The 21,307-nt window shown below is 62.8% G+C and carries 15 protein-coding genes; 8 read left to right on the top strand and 7 right to left on the bottom strand.

Annotation, left to right across the window (positions count from 1 at the left end):
• Positions 1-37 precede the first annotated feature (37 nt).
• From F455_RS0111365 to F455_RS0111355, 3 genes are read right to left on the bottom strand one after another with little or no spacing between them, the layout of a single operon-like run.
• A complete protein-coding gene (locus F455_RS0111365; protein ID WP_018973414.1) occupies positions 38-820 on the bottom strand; it encodes an HvfC family RiPP maturation protein in 783 nt (260 codons plus the stop codon).
• Positions 795-1,679: an HvfB family MNIO-type RiPP peptide maturase gene (locus tag F455_RS20605; RefSeq protein ID WP_033409791.1), complete on the bottom strand. Its 885-nt coding sequence runs from the start codon at positions 1,677-1,679 to the stop codon at positions 795-797. Before F455_RS20605 ends, F455_RS0111365 begins: the two co-directional genes overlap by 26 nt.
• Before the next feature lie 5 nt (positions 1,680-1,684).
• Complete coding sequence (locus F455_RS0111355; protein ID WP_018973412.1) at positions 1,685-2,047, bottom strand: hypothetical protein; 363 nt, start codon at positions 2,045-2,047, stop codon at positions 1,685-1,687.
• Between the two features lie 580 nt (positions 2,048-2,627).
• On the opposite strand from F455_RS0111355, the gene F455_RS0111350 reads away from it, so the two are divergent.
• Positions 2,628-3,920, top strand: coding sequence for a porin (locus F455_RS0111350; RefSeq protein WP_018973411.1), 1,293 nt, complete (start codon positions 2,628-2,630; stop codon positions 3,918-3,920).
• Between the two features lie 16 nt (positions 3,921-3,936).
• Here the strand turns inward: F455_RS0111350 and F455_RS20600 are convergent, their stop codons facing one another.
• The 3 genes from F455_RS20600 to F455_RS0111335 are packed head-to-tail and all read right to left on the bottom strand — an operon-like array spanning position 3,937 to position 9,895.
• Complete coding sequence (locus tag F455_RS20600; protein WP_211212312.1) at positions 3,937-5,418, bottom strand: efflux transporter outer membrane subunit; 1,482 nt, start codon at positions 5,416-5,418, stop codon at positions 3,937-3,939.
• Positions 5,415-6,620, bottom strand: a complete 1,206-nt coding sequence (locus F455_RS0111340; RefSeq protein ID WP_026293304.1) for an efflux RND transporter periplasmic adaptor subunit — start codon at positions 6,618-6,620, stop codon at positions 5,415-5,417. Before F455_RS0111340 ends, F455_RS20600 begins: the two co-directional genes overlap by 4 nt.
• Before the next feature lie 26 nt (positions 6,621-6,646).
• The gene (locus F455_RS0111335) at positions 6,647-9,895 is read right to left on the bottom strand and encodes an efflux RND transporter permease subunit (RefSeq protein ID WP_018973408.1); all 3,249 of its coding nucleotides are present in this window, start codon (positions 9,893-9,895) and stop codon (positions 6,647-6,649) included.
• Between the two features lie 161 nt (positions 9,896-10,056).
• Between F455_RS0111335 and F455_RS0111330 the strand changes: the two genes are divergently transcribed.
• The 3 genes from F455_RS0111330 (at position 10,057) to F455_RS0111320 (ending at position 13,823) form a co-directional block, all read left to right on the top strand.
• Positions 10,057-10,758 (top strand): response regulator transcription factor, encoded by a 702-nt coding sequence (locus F455_RS0111330; protein ID WP_018973407.1) that lies wholly within the window; start codon positions 10,057-10,059, stop codon positions 10,756-10,758.
• Positions 10,755-12,170 (top strand): sensor histidine kinase, encoded by a 1,416-nt coding sequence (locus F455_RS0111325; RefSeq protein ID WP_018973406.1) that lies wholly within the window; start codon positions 10,755-10,757, stop codon positions 12,168-12,170. Before F455_RS0111330 ends, F455_RS0111325 begins: the two co-directional genes overlap by 4 nt.
• A 231-nt stretch (positions 12,171-12,401) precedes the next feature.
• Positions 12,402-13,823, top strand: coding sequence for a porin (locus F455_RS0111320; RefSeq protein WP_018973405.1), 1,422 nt, complete (start codon positions 12,402-12,404; stop codon positions 13,821-13,823).
• Between the two features lie 73 nt (positions 13,824-13,896).
• Here F455_RS0111320 and F455_RS0111315 read toward each other — a convergent pair whose 3' ends face one another.
• Positions 13,897-15,285 carry a GntP family permease gene (locus tag F455_RS0111315; RefSeq protein WP_018973404.1) on the bottom strand — a complete coding sequence of 463 codons (1,389 nt, stop codon included), beginning with the start codon at positions 15,283-15,285 and terminating at the stop codon, positions 13,897-13,899.
• 295 nt (positions 15,286-15,580) lie between these two features.
• Between F455_RS0111315 and F455_RS0111310 the strand changes: the two genes are divergently transcribed.
• From F455_RS0111310 to F455_RS0111295, 4 genes are all read left to right on the top strand, one after another.
• Positions 15,581-16,771: a hypothetical protein gene (locus tag F455_RS0111310; protein ID WP_018973403.1), complete on the top strand. Its 1,191-nt coding sequence runs from the start codon at positions 15,581-15,583 to the stop codon at positions 16,769-16,771.
• A 79-nt stretch (positions 16,772-16,850) separates the two neighbouring features.
• The gene (locus tag F455_RS0111305) at positions 16,851-17,687 is read left to right on the top strand and encodes an energy transducer TonB (RefSeq protein ID WP_018973402.1); all 837 of its coding nucleotides are present in this window, start codon (positions 16,851-16,853) and stop codon (positions 17,685-17,687) included.
• Positions 17,688-17,783: 96 nt separating this feature from the next.
• A complete protein-coding gene (gene hisS / locus F455_RS0111300) occupies positions 17,784-19,196 on the top strand; it encodes a histidine--tRNA ligase (RefSeq protein ID WP_026293302.1) in 1,413 nt (470 codons plus the stop codon).
• On the top strand, positions 19,193-21,085 hold the full coding sequence (locus F455_RS0111295; RefSeq protein WP_026293301.1) for an HAL/PAL/TAL family ammonia-lyase: 1,893 nt from the start codon (positions 19,193-19,195) through the stop codon (positions 21,083-21,085). Before hisS ends, F455_RS0111295 begins: the two co-directional genes overlap by 4 nt.
• Positions 21,086-21,307 lie beyond the last annotated feature (222 nt).

Raw genomic sequence — 21,307 nt, 5'->3', positions numbered from 1 at the left:
GTTGTGTTGCCGATTGGACGCGGGCGCCGGCAAATCCTTACAAAGTCGTGCCGAGGATGGCCTCGCGTTGTTTCAATTCCTGCAGCATGGCTTCGCCGGCGGCGCGCAGATTGGCCGCAGTGGCGGCATCGTAGTCGGCGAGCAGGGCTTCGAGGCAGTCGCTGCCGCTGGCCTCGGTGTTCTGCTGCAGGCGTTCGACGAGAAGCGCGCTGAGCGCGTTGATTTCGTGGAAGCGCACCGTGTCGTCGCGCCCGCGCACGAGCAAGAGCAGCGTCGGCTCGTCCGGCGCTTCGGCGGGGCGGAAATCCGCTGAAATGCGATGCACCGGGAAACGGTAGGCGAGGACGCAGGCGAGCGGCGAGATGACCGGGACGGCGTGCTGCGGATCGCCGTCCGGATCGTGCGCCAGCGCATCGATGTCCGCTTCGTCCAGAGACAATGCCAGCTCCGCCCATTCGTAGTGGGCCAGTTCGAGCAGCCACGGCGGGTCGCCGCCACCTTGTTCCTGCCGCGTTTCCAGCCAGCGCAGGAACTCTCGGCCGAACTCGGGGAAAAGCGGGGTATGGCAGCGGTGCTCGCGCAGGAATTCGCGTGCGAGGTTTTCCCATTGCGCATCGTCGTACAGGCTGCGGATCACCGGGAAGTTCGAGGAGATGAAGCTCTCCATGTTCGCGTACACGAGTTCGCGGTAGACGCGCATGCGGCGATCGTCGACGCCCGCCGGCACGGGCGCACCCGCGGGGTCGCGCAGGTGTGCGGTGAAACGGTATTGCAAGTCCTGCGTGGAGCGCAGGTCAGGCGATTCGGCGGCTGTGTTCATGGATTCGCCCGAGGCGCGGTTGCTGGATCGCACGGATATGGTCGAGTTCTGCGAGCAGTTCCGCGAGCGGAGGAATGTGGAAGTCGCGTTCGAGCAGGGTGGGTTTCACGCCGCAATGCGCGTAGGTGTGGTCGAGCAGGTCCCAGACCGGGTCGATCACGGGTGCGGCGTGACTGTCGACGATCAGCCCCGGGGCTTCGTCGTAGTGGCCGGCGATATGCAAATAGGCGACGCGCTGCGGCGGCATCGCATCGATGAATGCCTTGGCGTCATAGCGGTGGTTGACGCTGTTGACGTAGACATTGTTGACGTCGAGCAACAGCTCGCAGTCGGCGGCTTCGAGCACGGCGCGGGTGAAATCGGCCTCGCTCATCTCGCGGCCAGGCGTGGCGTAGCACGACACATTTTCGATCGCAATGCGCCGGCCGAGGATGTCCTGCGCGCGACGGATGCGCTCCGCGACGTAGTCGACCGCGGCCTCGGTGTACGGAATCGGCAAGAGGTCGTAGAGATGACCATCGTCCGAGCAATAGGAAAGGTGTTCGCTGTAGATCGCGACTGCGTGCTCGTCGAGCAAGCGGCGGATCTTGTGCAGCAGGGTTTCGTCGAGCGGCGCAGGGCCGCCGAGTGAGAGCGACAGGCCATGGCAGACAAACGGATGGCGTTCGCTGAACGAGCGCAATGCCTTGCCCAGCCGGCCGCCGACATTGATCCAGTTCTCCGGCGCGACTTCGAAGAAATCGATCGCACGCGCGTCGTCCGCGTTGCGTTCGTGTGCTGCGCGCCAGTCCTGCAGCGGCCCCAATAGGGACCGCCGCAGGCCGAGTCCGGCGCCGTGAAGTGCGGCTGGACGAAGCATGCTGCTCAATGACCGCTGCAGGAGCCTTCCTTGCCCTTCTTGTCGGACGAGCAAGAACCTTCCTTGCCCTTCTTGTCGGCGCTGCACGAGCCTTCCTTGCCCTTCGCCTTGTCGCCGGCGTGCGCTTCGGTCATGCATTTGTCCTGGGCGGCCTTGTCGGGCATTTCCGTGCACTTCTTGCCCTTGGTCGCGCCGCACTTGCCTTCGCCGCACTTGCCTTCGTTGCCGACCGCAGACTGGGTGTAGCCCGCGACGAGGCTGTTGAGGTGGAACGTCGGGTTGGCCTGCGCGATCTGGGCGAGCGAGAAGGCGCCGACGATGCCAGTGCCGATGGCCAGAGTGAGGGGTTTGATCATTTTGTTCGACATGACAATGTGCTCCGTGATGTGGGTGAAAAAAATTTCTACTGACCCGGCGGCGCCGGGAATGGCGTTTCCATCGAGACATATCGATGTGAAGAAAAGGTTATATCGCGGACATGCCACTCCCTGACTCGCGATGCACTCCACCTCTTCGTCCCACTACGTTAGGTCCCAACGCCGGCACAGGCAAGACCCGTGAATGCTGCGCCGCGTCGAAGTATTAGACCGTAGAAGGGAAAAATCCTTACAGGTCCTGCGTTCGGTTCGCCGCGCATGAACAACGTTTCGTCGCAACGCTGGCCAAGTGTCCCGTCGCGATGAGGAAATAGCGATATGTCTGCTTGACTATATCGATGAGATATCGTCAACTGGCTGCGGGGAGAACTGGAACGAACGTAGCGATGCCGAAACGCCCTAAACGATTCGGGACGTCCTCGCGCGCCCGTCCGTCGTCCCGAAGATCACGACGCTGGAGTCTGCCCCGATGAGCCTTTGCCTGCGAAACGTCCCATTTCAGTCGGCGCTCTGCGCAGCGCCCTTTCGACCGGGAACCCGGCGAAATCTGCTGCCGATCGGGATCGGCGCATTGCTGACGTGCGCGCCGATCGCAACGATCAGCGCCGCGGACAGCGCGCTGACCTGGAACGGGATCACGCTTTACGGAGCGTTCGACATCGGCGTGAGCTATCAATCGCACGGCGCGCCGCTCAGTCAGGACTGGATGGTCGGCGTGCAGTATCTGATCGACAAGAAGGGCGACAAGTCGGTTACCTCGGTCGCACCGAACGGACTGAGCCAATCCAAGATCGGCCTGCGCGGCAAAGAAGCACTGACCGACGATCTCTCGTTCGTGTTCGACGTGGAAGCGGGCTTTGATCCGCAATCGGGAAATCTCGCCGATGCGCTGGCATCGCTGACGCACAACAACGGCAAGCCGCTTGCGAATCAGACGTCAGCCGGCGACAGTTCGCGCGCCGGCCAGTTGTTCAACGGCGTGGCCGTCGCCGGGTTGAGTTCGCCGATGTGGGGAACGGCCACGCTCGGCCGCAACAACACCCTGCTGCTCGACAACATCCTCAAGTACGACCCGATGGGCGGCTCCTACGCGTTCTCGGTGATCGGATTGTCGGGCGTCGTCGCCGGCATGGGCGATACCGAAGACGCGCGCCTGGACGGCTCACTCAAATATCTCTACTCAGCCGAAGGATTCCACGCTGGCGTCCTATATCAGCCGGGAAAGACCGATAGCAGCCCCGGCAAGGCTTGGCAGGGCAACGTCGGCTTTGAATATGAAGGTTTTTCGGTCGACGGCATTTATGGCCACAAGGACGACGCGATCGCTGCGGCGTCGCTGAGCGCGGCGCAGGCGGCGACCGCGCCACACGATTCGCTTGTCGGGACAATTTCGGACAATACCTCCTACACGCTGGCCGGAAGTTACAAGGCCGGTCCATGGAAGGTTTGCCTCGGTTACGAGCACATCAAATACGAGAATCCCTCGAACCCGCTCGAAGCCGGGTTCTCTGGCCTCGGTGGCTACCTCGTCAGCTTCACCAACAACGCGGCGTTTCCCAAGCCGAAAGTGCTGCAGGCCTCGTGGGGCGGGCTGAAATACCTGATCACGCCGGACTTCGACATCACCGCTGCGATCTATCACTACGACCAGAACAGCTACGGCCTGAAGCATTGCTCCGACACGAGCGCGGCGACGTGCAGCGGCAACTACAACGCTTATTCCGCGATGGCGGACTATCGGTTGAGCAAGCGTTTCGATGTCTACGGCGGTGTGATGTATTCCAAGGTAGCCGGCGGACAAGCGTCCGGCTACCTGCATGATTCCAACGTCAGCCCGATGGTCGGCATGCGCTTGCGCTTCTGAACCGCGAGGTCGGCGGTCAATCCTTCTTGATTCCGGTTTCACTCACCGCGAGTTTGGCGTCGTCTGCGCCGGGCATGTCCTTCGTCGACCAGCCTCCGCCGACCGCGCGGATCAGCCCGACACTGGCGCGCAACTGGCGGTCGCGCAGGACCAGCAGCGTGCGCTGCGCCTGCAGCGCCGCCGTCTGCGAGGCGACGACGTCGAGGTAATTCACTGCGCCGTTCTCATATCGATCCAGCGCAAGGTGCAGCGTGTTCTGCGCGGAGGCGACCGCGGCATCCTCTTGCCTGGCTTCCTCGTCGAGCAGCTGAAGCTGGGAAAGATTGTCTTCGACCTGGCGGAACGCGGCGAGCGTCGTGCTGCGGTAACGGTCGGCGGCTTCGTTGAATGCGGCCTGCGCCTGTTCGCTGACGGCACGCCGTTTGCCTGCGTCGAACAGCGCGAACGAGAAGCGTGGGCCGATCGACCAGAACCCGTTCGGCGCGGTGAGCCATCCGGCGCCGCCTGTATTTTCGTAACCGCCAGTCGCGGTCAGGCTGATGCTCGGGAAGAACGCGGCGCGGGCGACGCCGATCAGTGCGTTCGCGGCTGCGGCGCGGCGCTCCGCTGCGGCGATGTCGGGACGGCGTTCGAGCAACGTCGACGGCAGCGCGACCGGGGTCGATGGCAGCGGGAGTTCGACTACATTTGGCGGCAATGAAAACTTCGATGCGGACTCGCCAGCGAGACTCGCGATCGCGTGCTCGTACAGCGCGCGTTGCGCGCGGATATCCGTCGTCTGTGCGCGCGCGTTGTCGAGCTGATTCTGTGCGCGGGCGACGTCGAGGCCCGAGGCGGCGCCGCCTTCGAAGCGATTTTGCGTCAGTTTTAGCGCCTGCGCGTAGGCGCTCGCCGTGTCGACGAGCAGTTTTTCCTGGGCGTCGAGGCCGCGCAGGATGATGTAGTCGTCGGCGAGTTCGGCATGCAGCGACAGGCGCACGGAGGCGAGATCGGCGGAGGCGGCCTGGGTCGCCGCCTCGCCCGCGGCGATCGTATTGCGTACGCGGCCCCACAAGTCGAGTTCATAGCCGAGCGAGGCGCCGACGATGTTGTCGCCGTAGTACGTCGGCTGCGAAGCGGAGCGCAATGCACGATGATCGGATTGGCGGTTGCGTGTGGCGAGGCCGCCGGAATTGACTTCGGGAAACTGGGCGCTGCCGGTCTGCGCGAGATAGGCGCGCGCCTGGTCGTAGCGGTCGACGGCTACGGCAAGGTCCGGATTGGCGGCATCGACTTTCGCTTCGAGATCATCGAGCGTCGCGTCGTGATAGTCGCGCCACCAGTCGCCGCGTTCGAGTTGATCGGATGGCGCGGCATTGCGCCAAGGGCCGAGTTCCTTGTACGTATCGGCGACGTCGGTTTTCGGCGTTTCGTAGGTCGGCGCGAACGAACAGCCGGCGAAAACGCTGGTCGCGATCGCGAGCGTTAGCACGCGTAACCCGAGCCCGGTGCGATTCACTGCTTGCTTCCTTCGCTCGCATGCGTGGCGGCGATGGTCGGGCCGGCTTTCTCCAGCTGCGCTGCACGGACCGTGTCGCCTTGGGCGAGCCAGTCGGGCGGACCGTCGATGACCCGGTCGCTCGGGTCGAGGCCGGCGACGATCTCGACCTTGGTGCCGTAGTCGCGGCCGATCTCGACACTCTTCATCGCCACCTTGTCGTCCTTGCCGACAGTCGCGACGCGCAAACCGTTCTGGCGGAAGATCAGCGAGGTCACCGGCAACTGCAGCGCACCGGCGGACGCGGGCAGATCGAAATGCACATCGGCGTACGAGCCGGCGATCAGCTTGCCGTCGGCATTGTCGGCTTCGAGCTGGACGAGCAGGGTGCGCGAAGATTCGGCGATCGCATTCGCCGTACTCACCACGGTGGCAGGATAGCTGCGGCCGGGCCGCTCCGGTAATTGCAGTTTCGCCTGCATGCCGATCGCGATGCGTTCGGCATACGCCTGTGGCACGTCGACATAGATGCGCAGTTTGTGCGTGTCGGCGACGCGGAACAGCTCCGGGCCGCTGCCGCTGCCGGCGTTGATCAGCGCGCCGATGTCGGTCTTGCGCGCGGTGACGGCGCCGTCGAACGGGGCGACGACACGCTTGAATCCGGCCATCGCCTGCAGGCGGTCGACATTGGCGCGCTGCGCGGTGACTTCGGCCTTGCGCGCATCGAAATCGCTGCTTTTCTCTTCGGCCTCCTGTTTCGACACCGAGGTGGCAGACAGCATTTTCTGCCAGCGCTGGTTCGTCGTCTCGGCGAACTTCTCCTTCGCCACAGCTGTGGCGAGATCCGCGCGTGCCTGCTGCAACTGTTGATCGAGCTCGGGGGTTTCGATGTCGGCCAACACTTCGCCGGCCTTCACCTGGGTGCCGATGTCGACATACCACTTCTTTAGATAGCCGGGCACGCGCGCATAGATCGGCGCGTCGTAATAGGGCTGGACATTGCTCGGCAGCACGAGCTCCTGTTTCGAGTCAACCTGCGCGGGGACGATCACGCTCACGGTCGGCACGGAATCGGTGTCGATTTTCCGCTTGAGCGCATGCTCGCGCAGCGTGCGTGCGGTGATGCCGGTCAGCGCCAGCGCCAGCGCGATTGCAAGCGCGAGGATGCCGAGCAGGCGCAGGCGGCGCGGTGAAGGTCGTTGCAGATGAGTGGAATCGGACATGGTGTGCAGATCGCAGGCTGGAATCGTCAATGTGTCGGAGCGGCGAGTGGCGTGGAGTCAGGCATTTCGGGGCCGGACTGCATCGCCTTGTCGCGCGCATGCAGGATCGCGAACACTGCGGGCACGAAGAACAAGGTGGCGCAGGTGGCGAAGATCAGGCCGCCGATCACCGCGCGGCCGAGCGGCGCGTTCTGTTCGCCACCTTCGCCCATCGCGAAGGCCATCGGCAGCATGCCGATCAGCATCGCCAGCGCGGTCATCAGCACCGGGCGGAAACGGATGTAACCGGCATCGATCGCCGCGGTCAGCGCGTCAGCGCCCTGCGCCATGCGATCGCGCGCGAAGCTGACGACGAGCACGCTGTTCGCCGTGGCCACGCCCATGCACATGATCGCGCCGGTCAGCGCAGGAACCGACAGCGTGGTGCCGGTGAGGAACAGCATCCAGACGATGCCGGCAACCGCTGCGGGCAAGGCGGTGACGATGATGAACGGATCGAGCCAGGACTGGAAGTTGACGACGATCAGCAGATAGATCAGCACGATTGCGCCGGCGAGGCCGAACAGCAGGCTCGAATACGATTCCTCCATGGTCTGCACTTGCCCGCGCAGCGCGACCGTCGAGCCGGGCGGCACGTCTTTCGCCGTGTCGCGCAAGATCGCCTCGATCTCGCGTGAGATCGCGCCGAGGTCGCGCCCTTGCGCGGAACCATAGAGATCCAGTGTCGGCTGCACGTCATAGTGCGAGACGACGCCGTCGCCCTGGCCGCGGGTGATGCTGGCGACGCCAGCCAAGATCTGGCGCTGCTTGCTACCCGGGCCGGTGATCGGGATGTTGTCGAGATTGCTCAGCGTGTCGAGCTTGTATTGCGGCGTCTGTACCACGATCGGATAAGAAACGTGATTCCTCGGATTGACCCAGAACGTCGGCGCGACCTGGCCGCTGCCGGACAGCGAGACGAGCAGATCGTTGGCCACGTCGCGCTGGCTGAAACCCATTTCCTGCGCGCGCACGCGATCGACGTTGACGCGCAATTCGGGCTGGTCGAAAGCCTGTTGCATGTGCAAGTCGACAATGCCGGGAATGCGCTTGAGCCGGTGCAGCAACTCTTCGGCATAGGCGCGATTCTCCTCGCGCTTGAAGCCGACGATCTGCAGATCGATCGGCGCGGGCAGGCCGAAGTTGAGGATCTGGCTGACGATGTCGGCCGGCAGGAACGAGAACGTCGCGCTCGGGAATTCGCGCGGCAATGCTTCGCGCAGCGCGGCGATGTATTCCTCGCTCGGCCCGTGGTCCTCGTTGAGCGAGATCAGGATGTCCGCATCGGCCGGCCCGATCGGCGCCGAATTGGAGTAGGTGATATTGATGCCGCTGACCGGCAGGCCGATGTTGTCGACCACGCTTTTCAGTTCGTCAGCCGGAATCACGCGGCGTATGGTCTTCTCGACTTCGCTGGCGAGGCGTGCGGTTTCTTCGATGCGCGTACCGGTCTGCGCGCGCATGTGCAGCTTGATCTGGCCGGCATCGACCGACGGGAAGAAGTTTTCGCCGAGCCAGGGAATCAGCAGCAATGAAGCAAGCACGACGCCGAGGAATCCGAGCGCGAATCCGCGCGGGCGTTCGAGGGCGAGTTCCAGCAATGCACGGTAGCTCTCGCGCACGTTCTCGAAGCCGCGCTCGAAGCGGCGCTGGAAACGGGACAGCACGTTGCCGTAGCCGCCGGCCATATGTTCGGTCGCGTCTTCGCGCATCGCATCCTTGATCGGGTTTGCGGTCGGCGGATGCGGATCGACATGCGGCTTGAGCAGATACTTCGACAACGTCAGCGCGAGCGTGAACGACAGAATGTACGAGGCGATCATCGCGAACACGACGGCCTCGGCCATCGGCACGAACAGATAACGCGCGACGCCGGAGAGGAAGAGCATCGGCACGAAGACGATGCAGATCGCCAACGTCGAAACCAGTGTCGGCACCGCGATCTGGCCCGCACCGGCGACGATTGCGGCCGGCACTTCCTTGCCCTGTTCGAGATGCCAGTTGATGCTCTCGATCGTCACCGTGGCGTTGTCGACGAGGATGCCGACGGCGAGCGCAAGGCCGCCGAGTGTCATTACGTTGATCGTCTCGCCGATCGCCGACAGCGCGGCGATCGAGCAGAGGATCGACAGCGGAATCGACACTGCGATGATCAGCGAGGAACGCCAGCTGCCGAGGAACAGCAGGATCATCAGGCTCGCCAGCGCTGCGGCCATGACGCCTTCGCGGATCACGCCGGACACGGCGGCTTTGACGAAGATGGATTGGTCGAGCAGGGTGCCGACTTCGAGGCCTTTCGGCGCACCGGCCTGGATCGTCGGCAGCAACGACTTCACGTGCGCGACGATGTCGAGCGTGGAGGCCTTGCCGTTCTTCTGGATCGTCGTCAGCACCGAACGCTGGCCGTTGACGAGCACGAGATTCTGCTGCGGCGAATAACCGTCGCGCACATGGGCCACGTCGCTGAGCTTGATCACGCTGCCGCCGACCGCTTTGATCGGCAACTCGTTGAGTTCGTCGAGTTCCTTCGGGCTGCTGTTGAGCGTGACGTTGTATTCGAACGTGCCGATCTTCTGCGTCCCCGACGGCAGGATCAGGTTCTGCGCGAGGATGGCCGTGGTCACATCGGACGGCGAGAGTCCCTTGGAGCGCAGCGCGTTCGGATCGAGGTCGACGACGACCTGGCGGTTCTTGCCGCCGTACGGCGAGGGAATCGCCGCGCCTTCGACTTGCGCGAGCTGTGGACGGATGAAGTTGTTGGAGAGGTCGAACAATTGCTGATCGGTCAGCGTCTTGCTGGTCAGCGCAAGCTGCAGCACTGGCACGCTCGAGGCGCTGTAGGAAAGAATCTGCGGCGGCGTGATGCCGGGCGGCAGACGTTTCAGTACGACTTGCGCGATCGCGGTCACCTGCGCCATCGCCGCATTGACGTCGACGTTAGGCTGGAAGAACACCTTGACCACGCCGACGCCGGGTAGCGACTGCGACTCGACGTGTTCGATGTCGTTCACTGTCGTCGTCATCTGCCGTTCGAAGTAGGTGACGATGCGGTCGGATACGTCGTCGGGTGCGAGGCCGTTATAGGTCCACACCACGCTGATCACGGGCAGGTTGATGTTCGGAAAGATGTCGACCGGCGTGCGCAGGACCGACAGGGGGCCGATGATGAGGATCAGGATGCCCAGCACGATGAACGTGTAGGGTCGGCTGAGCGCGATTTGGACTAACCGGTTCATGCGTGCAGGGCGAAAGGACTCGACGCGTTGTGACCGGCGATGCTATGACTTGTTGCGCGCGTAGCTAGTTAAAGGATTTTAATATTGGTTTTTCCGGCTGCATTTCGTGGCTTACTCGGCATCCCGCAATCCGCATGATCCGCAAACCCGCCCGGCCATCCATGAACGCGACGACCAGCGCCTATTCCGGTCGCATTCTCGTCATCGAGGATGACGACAGTACCGCGGAGGAAATCGTAGCCGAGCTGACTTCCCATGCATTCCAGGTCGATCGGGCCGGCACGGGAAACGAAGGGCTTGCGCTCGCCTTGAGCAGCGGCTACGACGTGATCACGCTCGACCGCATGCTGCCGGACATCGACGGCCTCAACGTGGTCGGCGCTTTGCGCGCGCGCAATATTCAGACTCCGGTACTCATGATCAGCGCGCTTTCCGATGTCGACGAGCGCGTGCGCGGCCTGCGCGCCGGCGGCGACGACTACCTGACCAAGCCGTTCGCCTCGGACGAAATGGCCGCGCGCGTCGAGGTGCTGCTGCGCCGCCACGCCCAAGCCGCGGAGCCCACGCAGCTGCGCGCGCGCGGTCTGCTGCTCGATCGTGTGGCGCACAATGCGTTCTACGGCGACCTCGACCTCGATCTGAAGCCGACCGAATACCAGCTGCTCGAATTCCTCATGCGCAATTCGGGTCAGACCTTGACCCGCACGATGATTTTCGAGGCCGTGTGGGGCTATCACTTCGATCCCGGAACGAACCTGATCGAGGTGCATATCGCCGGGCTGCGCAAGAAGCTGGAGCAGGCGGGGTGCCCGCCCTTGATCCAGACCGTGCGCGGTTCCGGTTACCAGTTCGGTCCGGCATGACAAGCCGTCCGGCACGCCCTTCCGAGGGTTCCGCGGCGCTGTTCTCCGAGCTCTGGCGCATCACCAGCTTTCGCCTGACCGCGCTCTATGGCGGCTTGTTCGCCCTGGCCGTCGTGTGCCTGTTCGCATTGATCTATTGGCAGACCGCGCGCTATCAGAACCAGCAGGTAGATCAGATTCTGCGCAACCAAGCTCACGTCTTTTCGAGCGCGACATCGGATCAGCTCGACGATGACATTGCATACGAGATCGCCCGAGACATCCGGCACATCAGTTTCTTCGGCGTCTTCGCAGCGGACGGGCGGCCGCTCGCGGGCAATCTCGCACGTGTGCCTCACGAACTCGTGCTGAACGGCAAACCGCAGGCGTTGCCGGTCGAGCGCAATGCCGACCTGTTTGCGCAGGCGCTCGAAATTCGCGCGCTCGGGCAGACGCTGGACAACGGCAATGTCCTCGTCGTGGCGCGCGATGTCGCCGTGCTCGAACAGATCCGCCAATCGCTGCTGCGTGGCTGCTTTCTGATCGCCGCCGTGATCCTGCTGCTCGGCGTGCTCGGCGGCGTGTTCTACAGCCTGCCGGCCGTGCGCCATATCCGCGGAATCGATCGCGCGGCGCAGCGCATCGCCGATGGCGACTACAGCCAACGCTTGCCGCTTGGTTTGCGCAATCGCGAGCTCGACGTGCTTGCGCAGATCGTCAATGCCATGCTCGACGAAACCGAGCGTCTCATGGGCGAGGTCAAGACTGCGAGCGACAACATCGCCCACGATCTGCGCACGCCGCTGACCCGATTGCGCGCGTCGATTTATCGCACCCAGCAGTCGCTGGAGGATTCATCGCCGCATCATGCCGCGCTCAACCACGCGTTGACCCAGACCGATCTGCTGCTGGCCCGTTTCCGCGCGCTGTCGCGCATCTCGGAGATCGAGAGCAAGCGCCGCCGCGCAGGATTTTCGCCGACGCCGCTGCAACCGATCCTGCGCAAGCTCGTCGGCTTGTACGAGCCGCTCGCGAATCAGGGCGAGGTGCGATTGACGCTTGGTGCCGGCGCGGATGCGATTGTCGACTGCGACGGCGAGCTGCTGTTCGAGGCGATCGGCAACCTGCTCGACAACGCAATCAAGTTCACACCTGCGGGCGGAGTGATCCGCGTCGAGCTCGATATCGACGAAACCGGACCGGTGATTTCGGTCGCCGATTCGGGGCCGGGAATTCCATCGGACCTGCGCAAATCCGTCCTGCAACGCTTTTATCGCGCCGACGAGGCACGCAACGTGCCGGGCAGCGGTCTCGGCCTAAGCCTGGTCGACGCCATCGTGCGCCTGCACGGTTTCGATTTCGTGCTGGACGAGGCTAGCGAGGGCGGGGTACGCGCTCGCATCCTTTGCCGGCAACAACGGCCGACGCAGTAAGCAGCCGGTCCTCTTGCGTTCATCTGCAAGAATTTCCTTGCCGATCAATCGGCTGGGTCTTTGTACCTAAGTCCAATTGGTTGCCGGCGTGGCGACTGGAACCATTGTGTCAAATAATTGTAACAATGAATTTCTAACATGCGCGCAGACGAGCGGGGCCCGTGTGGCAGAGACGCGCACGCGGTCGACACAGACTCCAGTCTTTTCAACTCTACTACCCGAGGTGTCCCAATGCAGCACTACAACAAGCTTGCGGCCATGGCCGCGAAGAAATCCCTGCTTTGCACCGCCGTCCTGGCCGGCCTGGCCATGTCCGCCACCGCGCTCGCCGCCGATGACGGCACCCTGACCTGGAACGGAGTCACCTTGTACGGTATCGTCGACATCGGCGTGGCTTACCAGAGCCATGGCGCCCCGCTGAGCCAGGATCAATATGTCGGTCTCGACTACTTGGTGAGCAAGAACGGCAACAAATCCACCACGTCGGTAGCACCGAACGGCCTGAGCCAGTCCAAGGTCGGCCTGAAGGGTACGGAGAAGATTACCGACGGATTGGACTTCGTATTCAACCTCGAGATGGGTTTCAACCCGACCTCGGGCAGACTTTCCGATGCGACGGCTTCGTTGGTCCACAACAACGGCCTAGCGCTTACCGATCAAAAGACCGGTGCCGACGGCAGCCGTGCGGGACAGGTGTTCAACGGCCCGGCGTTTGCTGGTGTCAGTTCGAAGGAATTTGGCACGCTGACCCTCGGCCGCCACAATACGGTGCTGACGGACGTGATCGGCAAGGACGATCCGCAGGGAGGCTCGTACGCGTTTTCGGTGATCGGCTACTCGGGCGCCACCGCCGGCGGCGGCAACACCGAGAACGTGCGTGCCGACAATTCCGTCAAGTACAACTACAAGTACGAGAACTTCCGCGTTGCCGCGATGTGGCAGTTCGGCAAGAACGACGGCAGCCCAGGTGATGGCGGCCAGATTTCGGTCGGCGCGGATTTCGGCGGCCTTTCGGTCGACGGCGTGTACGCGTTCAAGAACACCTCGATCGCGGCCGGTTCGCTCAGCGCCGCGCAGATCGCCCCGTGCACGGGCACCAAGGTGCCGCCGGCATGCGGACTGGCGCACGATTCTCTCGCCGCAACGATTTCGGACAACGAGTCGTGGACGCTGGCGGCGAACTACAAGGTCAACGACCAGTGGAAGCTGTTCGGCGGCTACGAGCAGATCACCTATTCGAACCCGTCCAACCCGCTCGCGGCCGGCTTCGACGGCCTCGGCGGATACACGATCAGCGTAACGAACAACAATGCCTACGCGTTCGACAAGAAGTTGAAGGTTTCCTGGGTCGGTGCCAAGGCGCAGCTGACCAAGGAATGGAGCCTCACCGGCGGCTACTACCACTACGACCAGAACGACTTCCATTCGGTGGTGCAGAACGGCGTCGCCGTGCGCGCTCCGTGCTCCAATGTCAGCGCCGCGCAATGCAGCGGCAATCTCGATGCGTTCTCGTTCGTCGTTGACTACCGTTTCACCAAGCGCTTCGACACCTATGCCGGCTTCATGTACTCGAAGGTGGCCGACGGTCTGGCCAACGGCTACCTGCACGACAACAACACCAACGTGATGGCGGGTTTCCGCTTCCAGTTCTGAACGATCCGGAAAGCGCGCAAAACGAAAAAGGCCGGGAGATCTCCCGGCCTTTTTTTGCTCCGACGAACCGCGATCAGTGAATGCCGGTCAGATAGTACACGGCGATCACGACGAACACCGCGAGCGTCTTCAGGCAAGTGATCGCGAACACGTCCTTGTACGATTGCTTGTGGGTCAGCCCGCAGACGGCAAGTAGGGTGATCACGGCGCCGTTGTGCGGCAGCGTGTCCATGCCGCCGGAGGCCATCGCCGCGACGCGATGCAGCACTTCGGGAGGAATGCCGGCGGCGTTCGCTGCAGCGAGGAAATCGTTGGCCATCGCCGCGAGCGCGATCGACATGCCGCCGGAAGCCGAGCCGGTGATGCCCGCGAGCGTGGTTACCGAGATCGCCTCGTTGACCAGCGGATTCGGAATCGCCTTCAATGCGTCGCGGATGACGATGAAGCCGGGCAGCGCCGCGATTACCGCGCCGAAGCCGTATTCCGAGGCGGTGTTCATCGAAGCGAGCAGGGCGCCCGCGATTGCCGACTTGCTGCCCTCGGCGAACTTCGCCTTCAGCTGCTGGAAGCCGAATGCGAACACGAGCAGGATGCCGACCAGCAGCGCACCCTCGACCGCCCAGATCGCGACTACCGGCGTCACGTCGACGCTGAGCGGCTTGGCACCCGCGACGAGTGCGACGTCGTAGGTCTTGCCATAATTCGCCTTGATCAAAGTCGTCAACAGATAGTTGACCACGCCGACTGCGACCAAAGGCAGGATCGCGATCCACGGATTGACCAGCGAGCCTGCGACCGGTTCCGGCTCGTTGATATGTCCCGTGCCGTAACCTTCGCCCGCGGCGAGCGCGACGCGGCGACGCCATTCCAGATAGGCGATGCCGCAGACGAAGATGAATATGCCGCCGATGATGCCGAGCCAGGGCGCGGCGTAGACATCGGTCTTGAAGAACGTGGTCGGGATGATGTTCTGGATCTGCGGCGTGCCGGGCAGCGAGTCCATCGTGAAAGTGAACGCGCCGAGCGCGATCGTGCCCGGGATCAGGCGCTTCGGGATGTCGCTCTGCTTGAACATTTCGACCGCGAACGGATAGACGGCGAAGACGACCACGAACAGCGACACGCCTCCGTAAGTGAGGAGCGCGCAAACCAGCACGATCGCAATGATCGCGCGCTGGCTGCCGATCAGGCCGATCACGGCGGAGACGATCGACTTCGAAAAGCCCGAGAGTTCGATCACCTTGCCGAACACCGCGCCGAGCAGGAACACCGGGAAGTAGTTCTTGACGAAGCCGACCATCTTGTCCATGAACAGGCCGGAAAAGATCGGTGCGACCGCGGACGGATCGGTCAGCAGCACCGCACCGAGTGCGGCGATCGGCGCAAACAGGATCACGCTGTAGCCGCGATAGGCCACGAACATGAGGAAAGCGAGTGCGGCAAGGCAAATCAAAAAGCTCATGAATCACCTTCTCGGAAGTGAGTGGACAGACAGTGGCGGACGGGCAACGCGATCGAAACCCCGTGGGTGCGATGCCCGCGCCGCGAGCTTAAACGTTTTGCTCCGGCCGGGCTGTCACAGGAGCTAATACCAAAGTCGCATACCTGTCGATGCCATGCACTGCCGACTTACTGCCGCGCGGCATAAGCGCATGCGAAGCAGTCAGTTGGCGCGTTGTGCACTGCACACTATGGTGCTGCCATCTCAGTTGCGGAGGAGTCGAATGGGGAATAAGGCAGGCGGCGTATCGACGAGAATGCTGATCTTGGCAGCGCTCGCATCGCAGGTGGGCACGGCGAGTGCGCTGGACTATCCGCCCGACGGGCTGGTTGTCGACTTGCGCTATCGCTCGGCGCACATCGATCAGGCGGGCTATACCAAGCCTGCCAATGCGAATACGCTGCGGTTCACGCTGGGCTATCTGTGGAAATTTGCGCCTGAATGGAGCGCCTACGTCGAAGGCACGCGCGTCTTCGCGGTGTTTGGCGAGCACTACAACTCGGGTGCGAACGGCAACACGCACCGGCCCTCGGAAGGCGATCCGCCGTCAAGCGAGGTGTCGAGCGCCTGGGTGGCGTACGACAACGGCACGGCGTCGGCGCGGCTCGGACGCCAATACGTCAGCCTCGACAACGACCGCTTCTTCACTCCGGGGCTTTGGCGCCAGAATCCGCAGTCGTTCGATGCCGTCGCCGCGGCGCTCAAATTCGACACCGGCACGACGATCAAGTACTACTACCTCGACGAAGCACAACGGTCGGTCGGCCACGACTACCCCGACCCGACCCAGCGCGAGTGGCAACTCGATGCGAACCTGATCCATATCGATCAGAAACTGCCGCTCGGCAATCTGGCCGGCTACGGCTATTTCGTCGAGAATGACACGAATACCAAGTATTCCTGGCGTACCGCGGGACTGCGCTGGACCGGCAAGTACGCATTCGGCGACACGGGCACGAGTTTAGGCTGGACGGTCGAAGGTGCGCGCCAAGAAAGCTGGCGCAACAACCCGCTGCACTATCAGGCCGACTATCACATGCTCGAGTTGAGCTACGGCTTCAGCTGGGCCAGCATCAAGCTCGGCGACGAACTTCTGGGCGGCGATGGCAAGAATGCGTTCTCCTCGCCCTATGGATCCAATCACGGCTTCGATGGCTGGACCAGCCAATTCAAGAACACTCCGGCGAACGGGCTGGAGGATCGCTTCGTCAGTTTGTTCGGCAAGTCCGGCAGTTGGAACTGGAGCATCACCCAGCACAACTTTTTCGCCGATCGCACGAGCCAGCGCTACGGTTCGGAACTCAATGTGCTTCTCGGCTACGCCCTGCGCAAGGATCTCAGCATCGAACTCGACTACGCCAACTACCATCGCAACACGTTTGGTTCAGCCGAACGCGCGCTCTGGGCGACGCTCGAATACAAGATCGGCAAGCAAGGAGGATATTGAACGTTCGCGGGTTCGACAAACTTGCTCGGCGAAAAGGTTGAGCCTAAAGTCGTGGCATCAATGGCTCAAGGAGATGCGTATGTCGCCCCGCGACGCGGTATTGGCTGCGATGTTGATGGCGGCAGGCATGACGGTTGCGAAAGCGGATCAGTCCGCGGCGATATATTCGATGGACGCCGTCGGCGAGGTGCAAATCGCCAAGGATGGACATGTCAGCGATTACCGGCTCAAGAGCAAGCTGCCGGACGAGGTGGCCAAACTGGTCGACAAGGACGTGCGCAATTGGACGTTCGTGCCGATTCTGATCGATGGCCAGGCAGTCGTCGCGAAAACGTCGATGCACTTGCACCTCAAGGCCGAGCCAGCGCCGGGCGACAAAGGAAACTACCTGATGCGCATTGGCGACGTGCGCTTCGGTGAACCGCAGCGCAGCGGTGCGATGAAGCCTCCGCGTTATCCGCAAGAAGCCGTAAGCGCGCATCTCGGAGCAAGAGTACTGCTGTATCTGCACCTGGACGACAACGGCAATGTCGTCGATGTGCAACCGTATCAGACCAGTCTTGGCGCACGCACGCGCTCCGAACACGAAGCCGAGCAATGGCGTCGGGCGTTCGAAAAGTCCAGCGTCGCCGCGGCAAAACAATGGCATTTCGATCTGGCCGAGATGGTCGACGGCAAACCGATCGGTACGACGGTGATCGTTCCGATCGAGTACTCGGTGCACGAAATGGGCTCGCGCAATGCGGATGACGGCGTCTGGAAGGGCTACGTGCCGGGTCCCATGCATCCCGCTACCTGGGTCCACAACGGGCAGCTCGCGGAGAACAGTGATCTGTCGGGTTTGCGCGAAGGTGACAGCTTGTCCCTCGATTCGCGTTTCAAGCTCAAGGACGACGTGATCGGCAAGACCTTGTAGTCCGCGCCACGCCGCCAGGCTGCCCCGACGCTTGGTCGCGGCATGGTAAAATGCGCCCTGCGCGGCGTTCCGCCGCTGTTTCGCGCAAGGACATCCATGCCGTTGACCCAAGCCCGCACCATGCCCGGTGTGATGGAGCTGCTGCCGCTCGATCAGATCGCGTTCGCCGAGATGCTCGACACCGTGCGTCGGAATTACGAACGCTTCGGCTTCCTGCCGATCGAGACGCCGGTGATCGAATACTCCGACGTGCTGCTGACCAAGTCGGGCGGCGAGACCGAGCGCCAGGTCTATTTCGTGCAATCGACCGGCGCGCTGGAGAAGGGCGAGGACAAGCGGCCCGAACTTGCGCTGCGCTTTGATCTGACCGTGCCGCTCGCGCGCTACGTCGCCGAGCACGAGCACGACCTGAGCTTTCCGTTCCGTCGCTACCAGATGCAGCGCGTCTATCGCGGCGAGCGCGCGCAGCGCGGTCGTTTCCGCGAGTTCTACCAATGCGACATCGACGTGATCGGCAAGGACGCGCTATCGATCCGTTACGACGCGGAAATCCCCGCGGTCATCTACAGCGTGTTCCGCGACCTCAAGATCGGGCCGTTCACGATCTGGCTCAACAACCGCAAGATCATGCGCGGATTCTTCGAAGGCCTCGGCATCACCGACACCGAGCAGCAGGCACTCGCGCTGCGCGAGGTCGACAAGCTCGACAAGCGCGGCGCTGATTATGTGCGCGACACGCTGACGGGTGAGGGCTTTGACCTCCCGACGGAAGTCGTTGCAAAGATTTTGGAGTTTGTGCAGATTCGCGCCCACGACCATGCGGAACGCGAGAATGCATTTGTCCGCATTCTAACGATGGTTCGCGAATACTCGGGCGCGGAGAAACCGCCGATTGCTCTAGATGAAGGAATCAAAGAACTTCGGGAAGTTACTGGCTTACTTCTTGGTTTGGGTGTGCCTCAAACGCACTATGCGATAAATTTCTCGATCGCGCGCGGCCTCGACTACTACACAGGCACGGTCTACGAGACCACGCTCAATGAGCATCCGCAGATCGGCTCGATCTGCTCGGGCGGGCGCTACGAGAATCTTGCGTCCAACTACACCAAGTCGAAGCTGCCCGGTGTCGGCATTTCGATCGGTGCGACGCGCCTGTTCTGGCAGCTGCGCGAGGCGAAGCTGATCGACACTGCGCAATCGACGGTCAAGGTGCTCGTCACCCAGATGGACGAGGCGCAATTGCCTGTCTATCTCGAACTTGCCACGCAATTGCGCAACGGCGGCATCCCGACCGAGGTCGTGCTCGACGGCGGCAAGCTCGCCAAGCAGTTCAAGTACGCCGACCGCGCCGGCATCCGCTTCGTCGTTGTGCTCGGCGAGGACGAAATCGCCAAGGGCACGGTGACGGTCAAGGACCTGCGCAAGGAAGACCAATTTGAAGTCGCTCGCGCCGAGCTCGTGCGCACCTTGCGCGTGGAACTCGAGCAAGCCGAGGCGATGAAGATATGAGCACAGTGATTCGCCTTGATGGCTCGAGCTTGACCCGCGCAGAGCTCGTTGCGATCGCGAAGCAGGGTGCAAAGATCGAGCTCGATGCAACGCAGCTCGCCAAAGTTCAGCGCACCGCCGATTTCCTCGCCGAGCAGGTGCAGCGCGGCGAGCCGATCTACGGTGTGACGACCGGCTTCGGCAGCAACGCCGACAAGCTGCTCGGCGCGCATCGCGCGCGCGACGAACTGCCGGGTGGCAATCCCGAAAAACGGGACGGCACGCTGCTGCAAGAGTTGCAGCACAATCTCGTCGTCACCCACGCGGTCTGCGTCGGCAAGCCGCTCGCGGTCGAAGTCGTGCGCGCGATGCTGGCGATCCGCGTCAACACGCTGATGCGCGGCCATTCCGGTATTCGCGCGGCGACGCTGCAGTCGCTCGCCGAACTGCTTAACCGTGATGTGATTCCGGTCATTCCGGAGAAGGGCTCGGTCGGCGCGAGCGGCGACCTCGCGCCGCTGTCGCATCTGGCGATCGTGCTGCTCGGCGAGGGCGAGGCGTTTTATCGAGGCGAGCGCCTGACCGGCGGCGAAGCGCTCCGATGCGCGGGACTAGAGCCCGTGCGCCTGTCGTTCAAGGAAGGCCTGGCACTCAACAACGGCACCGCGCAGATGCTCGCGAGCGGCACGCTCGCGCTCGACGCGCTCGAAAAGCTGCTTGCGACGGCCGATCTCGCCGCGGCGATGACGCTTGATGCGTTCGCTGGGCGCAGTTCTGCATTCAAGCAGGAAGTGCATGCCCTGCGCCCGCATCCAGGCCAGCTGCAGACGGCAGCGAATCTGCGCCGGCTGCTTGGCGACTCGACGCTCGTCGACATTCCGTATCACCTCGTGCCGCGCTTCAAGACCTGGCTTGCGGATTCGTGGAGCGATCCGGCTGATCAGGCGCATCGTTTCGATCTCGGCTGGGACTACGTGCCGCCGTCGCAGCGCCACGGCAAAGAGGCGTTCTACGCGCGCTTCATGCCGTTCAAGGGTGGCAAGAAGCACCAGCCGCAGGATGCCTACAGCTTGCGCTGCATCCCGCAGGTGCATGGCGCCGTGCGTGACGCGCTCGCGCAGGCGCAGCGCGTGTTCGATATCGAATTGAATTCGGTTACCGACAATCCGCTGATCTTCCCCGATGCCGAAAACGCGACGGTGATCGAGGATCAGGTGATCTCGGCAGGCCATTTCCACGGCATGCCGCTCGCGCTTGCGATGAGCTACGTCAAGGCGGCGATTCCGGTGCTCGCCTCAATCAGCGAGCGCCGTCTCAACAAGCTCGTCGATCCGGCGACGAACGACGGCCTGCCGGCGTTCCTGATCGGCAACGAGGACGCAACCGATTCGGGCTTCATGATCGTGCAGTACACCGCGGCCGCGTTGGTCAACGACCTCGCCACGCGCGCACATCCGGCCAGCGTCTACTCGGTGCCGACCAGCGCGAATGCTGAAGACCACGTGTCTATGGGCACGAACGAGGCGCGCCACGTGCTCGAGATGGTCGAAGATCTCGGCCACGTGCTCGCGCTCGAGCTGTACACCGCCGCGCAGGCACTCGAATACCGGCAGGACATGCTCAACGCGGCGCGCATGCTCGCCGCGCGCGGCGATTGGCAAAGCCTTGCGGCGAAAGTTTCAGGCGCGCCGAAACCCGATCACGAAAGTCACGCGCAGTTCGTCGACGAGGTGAAGAAGTTGATGACCGTATTGGCGGGCAGCGAGGAATTCCACGCGGGCTCGGCCGTGCGCGCGGCGTTTGCCAAAATCCGCGAAAGCATCGGCTTCATGCAGCGTGACCGCGCGATGGATCAGGACGTCAAGCGCATCTGCGAGTTGATCGCAAACTACGAGCTGCTTGCGGGATAACGCATTGATGGTCATCCCCCGGTAACTCAACTTGCGGTTGCAGGTCAAAGCACTCCGCTTAGGTGCGTGCCTGCGAACTCGCCAAGTCGCCCAACTGCTTGCCGCGTCGACGCAGGTCGTTGCAACCAATGTCTGTCGACGTGACTCGTGCTCAGATCAGCGCTGGTGATGCCGATGTGGCAGAACAACGACGCTTGACGCTTCCCTCCGGATTCTGGTAGT

This window comes from Rudaea cellulosilytica DSM 22992 (assembly GCF_000378125.1).
GTDB lineage: Bacteria > Pseudomonadota > Gammaproteobacteria > Xanthomonadales > Rhodanobacteraceae > Rudaea > Rudaea cellulosilytica.
The sequence above is the reverse complement of the archived record's forward strand: the minus strand, read 5'-3'. Positions and strand labels throughout refer to the sequence as shown.

What these genes read in the sequence shown, in the direction of transcription:
- F455_RS0111365 (WP_018973414.1), bottom strand. Translation starts at nt 820, where the DNA reads ATGAACACAGCCGCCGAATCGCCTGACCTGCGCTCCACGCAGGACTTG.
- F455_RS20605 (WP_033409791.1), bottom strand. Translation starts at nt 1,679, where the DNA reads ATGCTTCGTCCAGCCGCACTTCACGGCGCCGGACTCGGCCTGCGGCGG.
- F455_RS0111355 (WP_018973412.1), bottom strand. Translation starts at nt 2,047, where the DNA reads ATGTCGAACAAAATGATCAAACCCCTCACTCTGGCCATCGGCACTGGC.
- F455_RS0111340 (WP_026293304.1), bottom strand. Translation starts at nt 6,620, where the DNA reads ATGTCCGATTCCACTCATCTGCAACGACCTTCACCGCGCCGCCTGCGC.
- F455_RS0111335 (WP_018973408.1), bottom strand. Translation starts at nt 9,895, where the DNA reads ATGAACCGGTTAGTCCAAATCGCGCTCAGCCGACCCTACACGTTCATC.
- F455_RS0111330 (WP_018973407.1), top strand. Translation starts at nt 10,057, where the DNA reads ATGAACGCGACGACCAGCGCCTATTCCGGTCGCATTCTCGTCATCGAG.
- F455_RS0111325 (WP_018973406.1), top strand. Translation starts at nt 10,755, where the DNA reads ATGACAAGCCGTCCGGCACGCCCTTCCGAGGGTTCCGCGGCGCTGTTC.
- F455_RS0111320 (WP_018973405.1), top strand. Translation starts at nt 12,402, where the DNA reads ATGCAGCACTACAACAAGCTTGCGGCCATGGCCGCGAAGAAATCCCTG.
- F455_RS0111315 (WP_018973404.1), bottom strand. Translation starts at nt 15,285, where the DNA reads ATGAGCTTTTTGATTTGCCTTGCCGCACTCGCTTTCCTCATGTTCGTG.
- F455_RS0111310 (WP_018973403.1), top strand. Translation starts at nt 15,581, where the DNA reads ATGCTGATCTTGGCAGCGCTCGCATCGCAGGTGGGCACGGCGAGTGCG.
- F455_RS0111305 (WP_018973402.1), top strand. Translation starts at nt 16,851, where the DNA reads ATGTCGCCCCGCGACGCGGTATTGGCTGCGATGTTGATGGCGGCAGGC.
- hisS (WP_026293302.1), top strand. Translation starts at nt 17,784, where the DNA reads ATGCCGTTGACCCAAGCCCGCACCATGCCCGGTGTGATGGAGCTGCTG.
- F455_RS0111295 (WP_026293301.1), top strand. Translation starts at nt 19,193, where the DNA reads ATGAGCACAGTGATTCGCCTTGATGGCTCGAGCTTGACCCGCGCAGAG.